The following is a 12,541-nucleotide window of genomic DNA, read 5'->3' on the forward strand; positions in this document are numbered from 1 at the left end:
GGTAACCGCCAGAGCGCCGCCGCCTGCGTTTCTCTTTCCAAATCAACAATGTCAAAGACCCGAACCGCCTCTCAGCGGCCCCACCGTTTAGCGCCCGGTGTCGGCGGAGGCGGCTATCTAGCGAACCTCGAATTCCGTGTCAAATCGTTTTTTTCAAAACTTTCCGACAAACCCGCCAACCAACCCGAAGGTCCTCGGCAGAGCCGGCAGCTTCTAAAGAAACCACCAAATCCAGTCAAGCTATTTCTCGAAGAAAACTTCGAAGCCTTACTGGTCGAAATACTCAAAAGCCCCGAAGAACTCCTTAGCATTTCTTGGAGGGCGGCTTCTAGCGAAGCAGAACTCCCAGGTCAACCGCCCTTTTTACTTTTGTTTTCTTGGAGGCCAAAGCCACTTCAGAGCGCAAAAGATGACCGAGGCGCGCCGCTTGGGAGCGCCGTAAGTCAGAAGAGATTCGATTGAGGCTGCGGAACTTAACGATCCGCTTTCAGAAACGCAAGTCCGAAAGGCCAAGGTTTCGTCCGGCGGGCCGCGGCCCCGAAGCGAGGGGCGGCTTCTAGAGCCCCCTTCCCGACCCCGCAAGCACGGAATCGCGGATTCATCCCCAGACGCGCCCATTCCCTGTGCATGAACGACGTCATCCAGACTTGCGCGCTGGCCAAGCCTCGCTCAGAAGGCTGAGCACTCTTATAGAGCGCGCCCGCACGGACACGCCCGCCATGCTTCCCATGTAAAAGGTCCCCGGCGTCCATGTTGTCCCAGAAGGCCCGCTACGCCCTGCGCGCGATGATCGAACTGGCCCGCGCGAACACCCAGGTGACCGCCGGCGAACTGGCCGATCGCGCCGACGCCCCGCGTAAGTTCCTGGAAGCCATTCTTCTGTCGCTCTCGCGCGAGGGGCTGGTGATCAGCCGACGCGGCAAGTTCGGCGGCTATGTGCTGGGTCGTCCGGCCGAGGAAATCAGCTTCGCGGAGATCATCCGCCTGGTCGACGGCCCCCTGGCCCTGACCCCTTGCGTCAGCCGCACCGCCTTCCGCCGTTGCGAGGACTGCCGGGATCTCGCGACCTGCGCGCTGCGCGAAGCCTTGCTGCGGGCCCGCGACGCCACGGCCGCGGTGCTGGAAGGCTACAGCGTCGCCGACGCCGCCCAGGGCGCGGGGGCCGAACTGATCGAGGGCTGATCCCCCTCTCTATATAGAGGCTCGACATACAGAGGCTCGGAGCCGCGGATCCGGCCGCGCGCCGGCGGCCGGATCCGCGCCCTGTAGCGAGCTAGGGCCCGATAGAGTCGCGCGCCGTATCAACCCGCGGCGATATAGGCCTTCAGACCCTCGGCCTCGGCCTGGGCCTCGTTGATCTTGTACTTCACCAGGTCGCCGATCGAGATGATCCCGGCCAGACGCCCGCCCTTGACCACCGGCAGGTGGCGGATGCGGCGGTCGGTCATGCGCTCGAGCAAGGCGTCGATCGTCTCGTCCGGCTGGGCGAACACCACGCTGGTGCTCATGCAGGCGCTGATCGGCTTGGTCAGCGCGCTGGCGCCTTCCTTGGCGATGGCCCGTACGATGTCGCGTTCGGAGAGGATTCCGATCACCGCTTCCTCGCCATCGACCACCACCATGGCCCCGACACGTCTTGTATGAAGCAAGGCGGCCGCCGCGCCGATGGTCTCCTGTGGGGAGGCCGTGAACACGAGATCACCCTTGTCTTTCAGGATCTGAGAAACCAGCACCGCGCTTCTCCCTTATGGTTCTTAGGGAACAAGGGTCTCGCAAAGAGACCGTGCAATCAATCAGTTTCGGGCGTTCGTGGCTTAACGCCGGCCCAGCGCGCGAACGGACCGATCAACAGCACGCCGACGACGAAGCCCACGAGGTGCGCCTCCCAGGCCACCGCGCCGCTCCCCATGGTCAGCAGGCCGCCCGCCACCGCCATCACCAGATTGACGATCAGCCAGCCCAGACCCAGCGAGATGACGCGGGGTCCCAGGATCGGTCCGACGCGTCCCTCATAGTCCATGGTCCGGGCGGCCGCGCCCATCAGGGCCGAGACGGCCCCGGACGCGCCGATCACCGCATTGGCGCTGGCCGGATGGATGGCCGCGTAGCCGACGCCCGAGAGCGCGCCGCTGACCAGATAGAAGAGGCAGAAGATTCCCCCTCCCCGGCCGTTTAGTCCCAGCAGCCGGGCCACGGGAGCGCCAAAGGCCAGGGCGAAGGCGCTATTCATCAGGGCGTGAACCCAGCCGCCATGCACGAACATCATGGTCACCGGCCCCGTCCAGACGCCGTTCCAGAAGTCCCGCGGGACCAGGGCCAAGGACTCGACGGTCGCGTCGCTGGCGCGCGACAACAGGATGTGCGGGACCAGGATCGAAGCCGCCGCCAGCAGGGCGGGCCAGGGCGCGTTGAAGATCGGCTCGGAACGCTGCTCGCTCATGACATCTATCTAGGGCGTCTCGCGACGATTCGAACCACCGCCCATCGCCCCGGCGCGCGCTTAACCATTTTTTCTCGACCTAGGGCCTACACGTCGATCTGTACCTTTTTGGCACGGGTGTTGCTTGCCGCGCCGTGTCGACAGTTCGCGGAGCCTTTCATGGCCTGGCATCGGAAAAAGAACATGAGCGTCGCGACGGCCACCGCCGTCGTCTTCACGCTGTGCGTCCCCACGCTAGGTTTCGGCGGCGTCGCCGCGGCGCAGTCGATGTCGACCAACTCGGCCTCGTTCAACGCCGGCTATGGCCGCAGCGCGGGCCAGGAAAACCGCATGGTCGAGTATTCGACCCGCGACGCCAACGGCAACCGGGTGATCGTCGACGGCGTCATGCTGACCGGCTCGGACCAGAGCGTGTTCTCATCGAGCCGCTCGTCCGGCTCGCTGGACGCCTATTCGGGCGTCGGCGGCGTGGGCGGTTATGCCGGCTCGACCGCGATCGGCAACAACCTGACGGTCATCACCCAGGGCAACAACAACACGGTCATCGTCAATTCCAGCCAGGTGAACAACGGCAACGTCACCGCGGGCTCGAATGTGGTGAAGGCGGGAACTCCGCAATGAGCTTCAAACGCACAGGTCTCGTCCTGGCCCTGATGGGCGCGACGGCCCTGGCCGGCTGCGGCGGCGTGCCCGTGGCCTCGACGGCCGGCAACTACGCCAAGCCGATCGGCAGCGCCCCGGTCACGGCCAACCCGACCGACTATTCGGCCGCCCTGGTCTGCCTGAACCAGTACGCCCGCGCCAATCACGTGGCCGCTCCGCGCATCGCGATCGGCCGCATCGCCGACTACACCGGCAAGGAAGAGTCCGACGGCTCGGGCCGCAAGGTGACGCAGGGCGCTTCCCTGATGGCCTTCTCGGCCTTCGCCAAGGCCGGCATGCCCATGGTCGAACGCTTCGACACCTCGGTGTCGGAGTTCGAGCTGAAATACGCCAACAACAAGCTGATCTCGGACCGTCCCAACCCCGCGCCCGACGCGCCGGCGGACTACCGCAAGATCATCGCCGGCCAGGTGCCCGGCTCCGACTTCTACGTGGTCGGCGGCATCACCGAGCTGAACTACAACATCCGCTCGGCCGGCGTCGACGCCTATGTCGGCGACAAGGACACCGACGGGCTGAAGGGCAACTTCCGCCGCCGCGTCTTCGTCATGAACATCGCGCTGGACCTGCGGATGGTGAACACCCGCACGCTGGAGGTGGTGGATGTCATCTCGTACCAGAAGCAGGTAGTCGGCCGCGAGATCAGCGCCGGCATCTTCGACTTCCTGAACGGCAACATCTTCGACATCTCGGCCGGTCGCGGGGCGCTGGAGCCCATGCAGCTGGCGGTGCGCGCCCTGATCGAGCGCGCCACCGTCGAGATGAGCGCCAATCTCTACGGCATGCCCGGCCCGCAAAGCTGCCTGCGCTACGACCCGTTCGGCGACGCCACGGTCGGGCAGACCGGCGCCTTCACTCCGGCCTATGACAACCTGGGAACGAACAATGCGCAAACCCGCGATGACCCGTCTCGCTGGAACGCTAAGCGTGATCCCGATATTCGCGATTCTAAGCGCGGTCGTTACTAGCCAACCCGCCCACGCCCAGGCGACCTCGCCGAGCCCGGTTCTCAACAACCAGATCAATCTCGGCGAGCTGTTCTCGGAGCAGACGCTGAACGTCCAGACGGTGTCCGACGGCGTCACCGCCAGCACGACGGCCCAGGCCAACGGCGTCTCGATCGGCGTGACCAATGCCGATGCGTCGGCGACCTCGAACCAGGAGAACCAGGGCAAGATCTACGCCCATGGCGTGGTGGATGTCGGCGCCAACGCCGGCGCGGTCTCGGCTGTGCGCACCACGGCGGTCGGCAATTCCGGCGCCCTCTCCGCGTCCAACGGCACGGTCTCGGCCCGCGTCGTCCAGGTCAATTCCAACGCGGTCACCGCGCGCGGTCAGGTCGAGGCGGCCGACGCCTCGGCCAAGGACCTAACGGTCTCCAGCCTGGCCATGGGCAACAGCCAGGGCGTCAATCTGGACAACGGCTCGGCCGGGGTGCGGATCAGCCAGTCGACAACGGCCAATGTGCTGGCCGACGGCGGCGCGATGGTCGGCTACGTCTCGGGGACCAGCGCGGTCACCGCGACCACCGCCGGCAACAACATCAATATCAGCGGCGGCAATCAGTCGGCCGTCCGCGCCATCACCGACCAGGCCAATACCGCCGACGTCACCCAGGCCAGCAAATTCACCGCCTACGGCAACAGCTACCTGTCGGCGACGGTGGCCACGGCCACCGGCAACAACCTGGCGGTCCAGAACGAGGGCCCTCTGGCGGACGTCACGTCCAACCAGTGGAACACCTCGTATGTGCGCGGCCAGGCGCAGGGGACCTCGTATCTGTTCGGCGCGGCCCAGACGAGCGCCTACGCCGCCGGCAATTCCTCGCAGGTCAACAATGTCGGCGCGGACCTGATCCTGGACAACCTGCAGACCAACACCGGCGGCGGCGTCGAGGCGATCGCCAGCTTCGAGGGCCAGGACGGCTACGATACGGTGACCAGCGCCACGGCGATGGGCAATGCGGTGACCGGCTACGCCTGCTCGAAGTGCAACGGTCGCATGACGGTGACCAACAACCAGACCAACAGCGCCGACATCGGCGCCAGCTCCAGCACCACGATCAATTCTGGCCGCCAGGTGACGGGAGTCTCGACAGCCATCGGCAACAACGCCAGCTTCAACGTGACCTCGCCAGGATACTAGGTCGAGCGTCTTGAGCGGGGCGCATGCGCCCCGCCCAACGACAGACCTTACGGCTTCGCGGCGCGATGCAGCCTGTGCATGTCGTCGCGCCGCATGCCGCCGATCGTGGCGGCGACGCTGGCGGCGAAGGCGCTGGTCAGGGCGCCGATTCCCAGGAACAGCGAGATCTGCGCGCCGATCTGCCCGGCCCGGATCACTTCAACCGGCGAAAGTTCGCCGACCGGCGCGACCGGGGCCTGAGCCGTCAACGCGCCCAGCACGAGGAGCCCGACGATACTGGCCGCCCAGGCCAGCAGACCGTGGGCCGTGTCGCGGAAATAGGTCTCGTGGTCATGGACGTGCAGCCACTTGGTGCGCAGACGCCCGGTCAGATAGCCCCCCAGCATGCTCGCCGCGACCTGGCAGGCGACAAACACCGCGCCGATCGCCGGGGTGAAATCGCGCGCCTCCAGGCCCGCGGGCCAACGCGGCGACATCTTCAGCCCGAGGCCCGCGCCCAGCGAGATCAGAACGAAGAGCAGCGCGATCGTCGCCGCGGCGCCGGCCAAGATCGCATCCCAGCTGACGGCCGACTGGTGCTCGTCGGCGATATCGGCTGTCGAAAGTTCGGCTCCGTAAGCCATGGCGGCAATCCTCCGGCTCAGAAGTGATGGGTGCAGAAGGCCAGGAGGAGAATGATGGGGAGCGGAACCCCTAGCAGCATCAGAAGGATCGATCGCATCGCGCAAAGTCCCTTGCTCGGAATGGTAGGGCGCTTCACGTCCTTAGCCGCGCCTTGCTCGATGAACGACGCCGCCGAGCCGAGGGTTCCGGCGCGCATCGCGGCGCGTCCGAGGGCCAATGTCAGGTCCGAGCGCCGTCCGGCGTCGGCCCATCCGCCGGCTTCTCTCCGCGGCCATCGGCCCAAAGGGCGATCTTCAGCAGCAGCTCGCGGGGGCTGATCGGCTTGCCGACGTGGTCGTCCATGCCGCTGGCGCGATAGAAGGCGATCTGCTCGGGCAGGACATTGGCGGTCAGGGCGATGATCGGGGTCAGGCCCGTCTCGCCCGGCATGGCGCGGATCGCCCGGGTGGCGGCCAAGCCGTCCATGCGCGGCATCTGCACGTCCATCAGCACGAGGTCATAGCCGCCGGAGGCCACGGCCTCGACCGCCGCGCAGCCGTCGGCGACGACGTCGACCGCGTGACCCATGGCGCGGACCAACGCGCCGATCAACTCGCGATTGGCCTCGTTGTCGTCGGCGACCAATAGGTTCAGCGGTCGCGACGGCGCTTCCGGGACCTCGGGCTCGCGGCTTTCGGGTGCGACGGCGATCGGCAGGTCCAGCACGCACCAGAAGCGCGCGCCCTGGCCGGCGACGCTATCGACGCCAATCTGGCCGCCCATCAGCTCGACGATCTCCTTGCTGATCGCCAGACCCAGGCCCGTGCCGCCGAACTTGCGCGACACCTCGGGCCCCGCTTGGGCGAAGCGATCGAAAACGAAGTCCAGCATGGCCTCGGGCACGCCGACGCCGGTGTCGGAAACCGCCAGCTCCAGGCGGGCGAAGCCCGGCGCCGCGCCCTCGCGCCGCGCGGCGCTGAGCACCACCGAGCCAACCCGGGTGAACTTCACGGCGTTGCCCAGGAAGTTGACCAGCACGTGGCGCAGGCGATCACCGTCGCCCTCCAGCCACGCGGGGCAGGACGGATCGACATCGAGCTTGAGGTCCAGCCCCTTGGTCCCGGCTTGGGCTTCGAAGATGCCCGCCGTGGCGCCCAGCAGGGCGCGCAGTTCGAACGGCCGGGGTTCCAGACTGACCCCGCCGGCCTCCAGCTTCGAGAAGTCGAGGACGTCGTTCAGGGTGTCCAGCAGAACGATCCCCGCGTCGCGGATGCGCGCCAGGCGGCGGCGCTGCTCGGCGTCCAGCTTTGAGGCGTTCAGCAGGTCGGTAAAGCCCAGGATGCTGGTCAGCGGCGTGCGCAGTTCGTGGCTCATATTGGCCAGGAAGTCCTGCCGCGCGGCCATGGCGGCCTCGGCCCGTTCGCGGGCCTCGGCCAGGGCGGACTGGGCCTCGACCTCCTCGGTGATATCGGTTTCGTTGACCAGAATGCAGGGATCGCCCGTGACCGGATCGGGCGTGCGGCGGGCGGCCAGACCATGCCAGCGCTCGCCGTGGGCGGTGATCACCCGATAGGCGCCCTCGATCGCCTCGCCGGCCAGGGCCGAGGCCCACAACGCGCCGCCGGCGTCGCCATTGGCGAAGATCTCGGCGAAACGGGTATTCTCGCGTGGATAGCTGGCCTGGGCGGCCGGGTTACCGAAGATACGAAAGCCGTCAGCGTCATACAGCGAGACCAGAGCGCTGGTGTGGCGCAGGGCCTCTATGGCGCGATGCTCGTCGACCTCTGGCGCGACCCTGGAACCCTCGAACAGGAGCCCACTACAGCCGTCCGGCAGGAGGATGCGCGAGATCGTGGTCTGGACGGTGACCGGCAGGCCGTTCGGATAGAACGTCCAGCGCTCCTCGACGGCGCCGCCGCCTTCGATGCGCTTGGCGATGTTCTCCATGCGCACGCGCACGGCGGGGGACTGGTCGGAGAAGTCGCGCGCCAGAAGCTCGTCCAACGAGGCCGCGCCCCACAGAGCGACCGCGGCGCGGTTGGCGTAGACCTTGCGCTTGCGGACATCGTCGAACACCCAGACAGGCCGGCGCAGACCGTCGACGCCCAGGGCAAGACGCTCAGGAGCATCAGAAGCAGCAATGTTGTCCGCGTTCCACGTCAAGGCGAGTACTTGCGCTCCTTAGGTCCAAGGTCTTAGCAAGCTCCCGCTTGGCGAGCGGTTAACGGGCGAATCTGTCGCACCCGCCGATCCGCGTTCCGTGACCTGGATCAACGCGAACCGAGCCGCGATTTTGACGTTTCCTCGGCGCGCGGCCTGCTATACGGCCCAGACCTCCGCGACATACCGCCGCTTTAGTATTGAACGATCATGGCCTCCCCGACCCGCGCGCCTGTTCTCGCCCTCAAGGACGTTCGTCTCGCCGACGGCGCCAAGCCCCTGTTCGACGGTGTCGACCTGGCCCTGGAGCCGCGCGTGCGCGCCTGCCTGGTGGGTCGTAACGGCGCGGGCAAGTCCACCCTGCTGAAGATCCTGGCCGCTCAAGGCGTCGAACCCGACAGCGGTGAGCGCTCCGTCCAACCGGGCGCCAAGATCATCTTCGTCAGCCAGGAGCCGGAGATCACCGGCGACACCCTGCTGGACTACTGCACCGCCGGCGGCGCCGAGGACTACGAGGCTCAGGCGGCCCTGGCGGACTTCGGCCTGGATCCGGAGAAAAGCTCGCAAGGCCTGTCGGGCGGCGAGAAGCGCCGCGCCGCGCTGGCCAGGGCGTTCGCCGAGCAGCCCGACGTGCTGCTGCTGGACGAGCCGACCAACCACCTGGACATCTTCGCGATCCAGACCCTGGAAGAAGAGCTGGCCAGCTCCAAGTGCGCGGCCCTGATCGTCAGCCACGATCGCGCCTTCCTGAACCGCGTCACCCAGCGCACCTACTGGCTGGAGCACCGCAAGGTCCGCCGCCTGGACAAGGGCTTCGGCGAGTTCGAGATCTGGAGCGAGCAGGTGCTGGCGGCCGAGGCCGAGGAAGAGCGCCGCCTCAACAAGGTTCTGGAGCGCGAGAACGCCTGGCTGGCGCGGGGCGTCCAGGGGCGCCGGGCCCGCAACGAAGGTCGCCGCCGCGCCCTGATGGACTTGCGCGCCCAGAAGAAGGACCTGCAGGGCGACAAGCGCGGCTCGATGTACATGGCCGTCGAGAGCGCCGCGACGTCGGGCAAGAGGGTGATCGAGGCCAAGCACCTGACCAAGAAGTTCGGCGACCGGGTGATCGTCGAGGACTTCTCGACCCGTATCATGCGCGGTGACCGCGTGGCCCTGGTGGGTCCCAACGGCGCCGGCAAGACCACCCTGGTGCGCCTGCTGCTGGGCGAACTCGAACTCGACGCCGGCACGGTGCAGCTGGGCACCAACCTGGAGGTTTCCTACATCGACCAGGGCCGCATGGCGTTGTCGGACAAGATCACCCTTTGGGACTTCCTGACCCCCGGCGGCGGCGACTCCATCCTGGTGCGCGGCCAGCCCAAGCACGTGGCCGGCTACGCCAAGGACTTCCTGTTCACCGAGGCCCAGCTGCGCCAGCCGGTGACCAGCCTGTCGGGCGGCGAACGCAACCGCCTGCTGCTGGCCCGGGCTCTGGCCAATCCCACCAACCTGATGGTGCTGGACGAACCGACCAACGACCTGGACATGGACACGCTGGACCTGCTGGAGGACCTGCTGGCCGACTTCGACGGAACGTTGATCCTGGTCAGCCACGACCGTGACTTCATCGATCGCCTGGCCACCTCGACCATCGCCATGAACGGTCACGGCAAGGTGCTGGAGACTCCTGGCGGCTGGACCGACCTGATCGACCAGAGCCCCGACTTCTTCAAAGGAGCCCGTGGGGCCAGCATCGGCTCGTCGTTCACGCCGGTGGCCCGGACCACCAAGGCCGCGGCGCCCGCCGCGGTCGCCGCCGCGCCTCCGCCGAAGAAGGCCGGCAAGCTGACCTTCAAGGACCAGCGCCGCCTCGAAGAATGCGAAGCCCTGATCGCCAAGAGCCCGGCGATCATCGCCGGCTTCGAGAAGATCCTGGCTGATCCGAACCTCTACAGCCGTGATCCGACCGCCTTCGACAAGGCCACGAAGGCGCTCGACAAGGCCCGCGCCGACCTGGAGCAGGCCGAGCTGGAATGGTTGGAACTGGAAGAGAAAAAGGAAAACCTGGCCGGCTGATCCAGGTTCCGCGTCGCGCCGCGGACTGACGGCGGCGCCACCCTGAGAGCGCCGCCGACCTCTTGAATTGTAGGAGCGCCCATGCATTGTCAGCGACGCTCGCTCTCAATCTTGGGAATACAATCGCTTACGGTGTCGACGTCGCGAAGGCGTCCTGCGGCCAAACGACACATCCAGCGATAAGCCGGCAACCGGCCCCTGGGCGGGCGTATTGAATGGTGGCGTTGTCCCCAGGATCGCCTAGCGGTCACTTCCGGGGAGCGCGGTCGTCCAGGCGTTGTCTCCGAACCCGTTCGGCCGTCGACGCCCGATCGCGGGGTCCATTGGGGGAGACGGAAACGGCATGCCGCACAGGCTGGCCCAGCAGGAACCACGACGGCAGACGGCGCTGTTGCTGGGGCTCTCCGTCGCCATCGTCGCCAGCCTGGCGTTCAGCGACTATCTGAGCCGCTCCGCCCTGGGCGTCGCCGCCTTCTGGCCCGCCAACGCCCTGCTGGCCGCCGGCTTGCTCACCCTGGCCGGATCGCGGCGCGTGGCCCTGACCACGGTCTTCGTCATCTTCCACCTTGTCTTCGACCTGCTGGTCGGCGACAGCCTCGCGCGCGCCGCGCTCGACACCGGGGTCGATACGCTGGAGGCCCTGGCCGTCCAGGCGGTCTTCCTGCGGATATGGGGCGGCACGCCACGCATCCGCACCCTGCGCTCGCTGATCATGCTGCCGGCCGTCACCACCCCGATCGCCGCCGGGTTCGCCATCCTGTGCGCCGGGTTGCTGGCGCTGGCCTTCGGCGAGCCCTTCTGGAGCGTCCTGGTCGACGGGTTCCTGCGCGGCGCCCTGGGTCTGGCGATCGCCCTGCCGGCGACCCTGGTCCTGATCGACGCCGAGCACCGTCGCTCGTTCCATCGGACCTGGCGCGAGCATCTGGCCCTGATGTTCGGCGTCGCCGCGATCACCCTGCTGTGCGCCCATCCGGCTTCGGGCCTGCCGCCGTTCCTGATCTTCCCGGTCGCCCTCGTCGCCGCCTACCGCCTGGGCGCGCGCGGCGCGGCCATGGCCTCGCTGGTCGTGGCGGTGATTGTCCTGCCGATCGCGATGGCCGGCGCCTCCCCGCGCTTCAACGCGGTCCTTGGCCCCATCGCCCAGGCGCGGACCATCCAGGTGTTCATCCTGGTGCTGTTCTACACCTGCCTGGCGGCGGGTCTGGCCCTGGCCCAGCAGGACCGGCTCAAACGGCTGCTGCTGCGGCGCGAGCAGCTAACCCGCGCCGCCCGCGCCCGAGCGCTGGCCGCCACCGAGGCCAAGACCGAGTTCCTGGCCACCATGAGCCACGAGATCCGCACGCCGCTGAACAGCGTGCTCGGGTTCGCCCAGTTGCTGGCCTCGCGCGACGACCTGCCGCCCGACGCCCGCCGGCAAGTCAATCTGATCGACAGCGCCGGCGCGGCCCTGCTCACCGTGGTCAATGACATCCTCGACTTCTCGCGGGTCGAGGCGGGCCAGATCGAGCTCCTGCCCCAGCCGACCTCGGCCGCCGGCCTGCTGCGCGACACCGTGGCGATCATGGCCCCCGAGGCCCGCGCCAAGGGCCTGACCCTGGACCTGGAGATCATCGATCCGGTCAAGGCCCTGCATGATCTGGACGCCGACCGCTTGCGCCAGGTGCTGATCAACCTCCTGAACAACGCCGTGAAGTTCACCGACGAAGGCCGCATCGACGCGCGTCTGATCGTCGAGCCCGGCGACCTCGAGGACCGCCTGCGCTTCGAGATCATCGACACCGGCGTCGGCATCGACCTGGACAAGCAGGCGCTGCTGTTCCAGCGCTTCTCCCAGGCCGACAGCTCGATGAGCCGGCTGCACGGCGGGGCGGGCCTGGGCCTGGCCATCTGCCGGGCGCTCGTGGACGTGATGGGCGGCAAGATCGGCGTCGACAGCGTGCCGGGCCGCGGCTCGTGCTTCTGGATCGAGCTCCTGGCCCCGACCGCCGAGCCGATCGCCGCGCCCGAGCGGCCCAAGACCTCGACGCCCGGCGCGGCCAAGATCCTGATCGTCGACGACCACCCGATCAATCTGGAGATCGGCGCCGCCCTGCTGACCATGGTCGGCTTCGAGGTCGACGTCGCCGAGAACGGCAAGCAGGCCGTCGAGCGCGCCCAGGCCGGCGACTACGACATCATCCTGATGGACATCCACATGCCGCAGATGGACGGACTGCAGGCGACGCGGGCGATCAAGGCGCTGCCGGGGCGTCCGGGCAAGGCCCCGATCATCGCCATGAGCGCCGACGCCCTGCCCCGCCAGGTCGAGCGCTGCTACGCCGCCGGCATGGTCGACCACATCGCCAAGCCGATCCAGCGCGAGGTGCTTTACGCCAAGGTCGAGCGCTGGCTGAACCATCGCCAGGGCTTGGACACCTAGCGCCAATCCGATCTTCCCGGCGAAAGCCGGTGAGACGGGAGTTCGGGTTCTGACTT

At 67.5% G+C, this 12,541-nt stretch carries 10 protein-coding genes and 1 pseudogene; 7 read left to right on the plus strand and 4 right to left on the minus strand.

The window, feature by feature from the left end; translation table 11 throughout:
• Together AC07R7_RS19420 and AC07R7_RS19425 are read left to right on the plus strand one after the other, a co-directional pair.
• Positions 1–462: pseudogene (locus AC07R7_RS19420) on the plus strand (hypothetical protein); the annotation flags it as partial.
• Between the two features lie 288 nt (positions 463–750).
• Positions 751–1,182 (plus strand): RrF2 family transcriptional regulator, encoded by a 432-nt coding sequence (locus tag AC07R7_RS19425; RefSeq protein WP_492840161.1) that lies wholly within the window; start codon positions 751–753, stop codon positions 1,180–1,182.
• Between the two features lie 119 nt (positions 1,183–1,301).
• Here the strand turns inward: AC07R7_RS19425 and AC07R7_RS19430 are convergent, their stop codons facing one another.
• Together AC07R7_RS19430 and AC07R7_RS19435 are read right to left on the minus strand one after the other, a co-directional pair.
• Positions 1,302–1,733, minus strand: a complete 432-nt coding sequence (locus AC07R7_RS19430; protein ID WP_492885542.1) for a CBS domain-containing protein — start codon at positions 1,731–1,733, stop codon at positions 1,302–1,304.
• A gap of 56 nt (positions 1,734–1,789) precedes the next feature.
• Complete coding sequence (locus AC07R7_RS19435) at positions 1,790–2,440, minus strand: rhomboid family intramembrane serine protease (protein ID WP_494636334.1); 651 nt, start codon at positions 2,438–2,440, stop codon at positions 1,790–1,792.
• 159 nt (positions 2,441–2,599) lie between these two features.
• Here AC07R7_RS19435 and hfaA point away from each other — a divergent pair, with 159 nt between their 5' ends.
• From hfaA to hfaD, 3 genes are read left to right on the plus strand one after another with little or no spacing between them, the layout of a single operon-like run.
• A complete protein-coding gene (gene hfaA, locus AC07R7_RS19440) occupies positions 2,600–3,061 on the plus strand; it encodes a holdfast anchoring protein HfaA (RefSeq protein WP_494636335.1) in 462 nt (153 codons plus the stop codon).
• Complete coding sequence (gene hfaB / locus AC07R7_RS19445; RefSeq protein ID WP_492840169.1) at positions 3,058–4,071, plus strand: holdfast anchoring protein HfaB; 1,014 nt, start codon at positions 3,058–3,060, stop codon at positions 4,069–4,071. Before hfaA ends, hfaB begins: the two co-directional genes overlap by 4 nt.
• On the plus strand, positions 3,989–5,248 hold the full coding sequence (hfaD, locus tag AC07R7_RS19450; protein WP_494636336.1) for a holdfast anchor protein HfaD: 1,260 nt from the start codon (positions 3,989–3,991) through the stop codon (positions 5,246–5,248). Before hfaB ends, hfaD begins: the two co-directional genes overlap by 83 nt.
• A gap of 47 nt (positions 5,249–5,295) precedes the next feature.
• Here hfaD and AC07R7_RS19455 read toward each other — a convergent pair whose 3' ends face one another.
• Together AC07R7_RS19455 and AC07R7_RS19460 are read right to left on the minus strand one after the other, a co-directional pair.
• A complete protein-coding gene (locus tag AC07R7_RS19455) occupies positions 5,296–5,871 on the minus strand; it encodes a hypothetical protein (RefSeq protein WP_494636337.1) in 576 nt (191 codons plus the stop codon).
• A gap of 220 nt (positions 5,872–6,091) precedes the next feature.
• On the minus strand, positions 6,092–8,014 hold the full coding sequence (locus AC07R7_RS19460; RefSeq protein WP_494636338.1) for a hybrid sensor histidine kinase/response regulator: 1,923 nt from the start codon (positions 8,012–8,014) through the stop codon (positions 6,092–6,094).
• A gap of 207 nt (positions 8,015–8,221) precedes the next feature.
• Between AC07R7_RS19460 and AC07R7_RS19465 the strand changes: the two genes are divergently transcribed.
• Both AC07R7_RS19465 and AC07R7_RS19470 read left to right on the plus strand, forming a co-directional pair.
• Positions 8,222–10,066, plus strand: a complete 1,845-nt coding sequence (locus AC07R7_RS19465; protein WP_494636339.1) for an ABC-F family ATP-binding cassette domain-containing protein — start codon at positions 8,222–8,224, stop codon at positions 10,064–10,066.
• Positions 10,067–10,409: 343 nt separating this feature from the next.
• Positions 10,410–12,485 (plus strand): MASE1 domain-containing protein, encoded by a 2,076-nt coding sequence (locus tag AC07R7_RS19470; RefSeq protein WP_494636340.1) that lies wholly within the window; start codon positions 10,410–10,412, stop codon positions 12,483–12,485.
• The last annotated feature ends 56 nt before the right edge of the window (positions 12,486–12,541 follow it).

The sequence above is a fragment of the Caulobacter sp. GW821-FHT05F04 genome (assembly GCF_059419665.1).

What these genes read in the sequence shown, in the direction of transcription:
- hfaA (WP_494636335.1), top strand. Translation starts at nt 2,600, where the DNA reads ATGGCCTGGCATCGGAAAAAGAACATGAGCGTCGCGACGGCCACCGCC.
- hfaB (WP_492840169.1), top strand. Translation starts at nt 3,058, where the DNA reads ATGAGCTTCAAACGCACAGGTCTCGTCCTGGCCCTGATGGGCGCGACG.
- AC07R7_RS19470 (WP_494636340.1), top strand. Translation starts at nt 10,410, where the DNA reads ATGCCGCACAGGCTGGCCCAGCAGGAACCACGACGGCAGACGGCGCTG.
- AC07R7_RS19435 (WP_494636334.1), bottom strand. Translation starts at nt 2,440, where the DNA reads ATGAGCGAGCAGCGTTCCGAGCCGATCTTCAACGCGCCCTGGCCCGCC.
- AC07R7_RS19465 (WP_494636339.1), top strand. Translation starts at nt 8,222, where the DNA reads ATGGCCTCCCCGACCCGCGCGCCTGTTCTCGCCCTCAAGGACGTTCGT.
- AC07R7_RS19455 (WP_494636337.1), bottom strand. Translation starts at nt 5,871, where the DNA reads ATGGCTTACGGAGCCGAACTTTCGACAGCCGATATCGCCGACGAGCAC.
- hfaD (WP_494636336.1), top strand. Translation starts at nt 3,989, where the DNA reads ATGCGCAAACCCGCGATGACCCGTCTCGCTGGAACGCTAAGCGTGATC.
- AC07R7_RS19425 (WP_492840161.1), top strand. Translation starts at nt 751, where the DNA reads ATGTTGTCCCAGAAGGCCCGCTACGCCCTGCGCGCGATGATCGAACTG.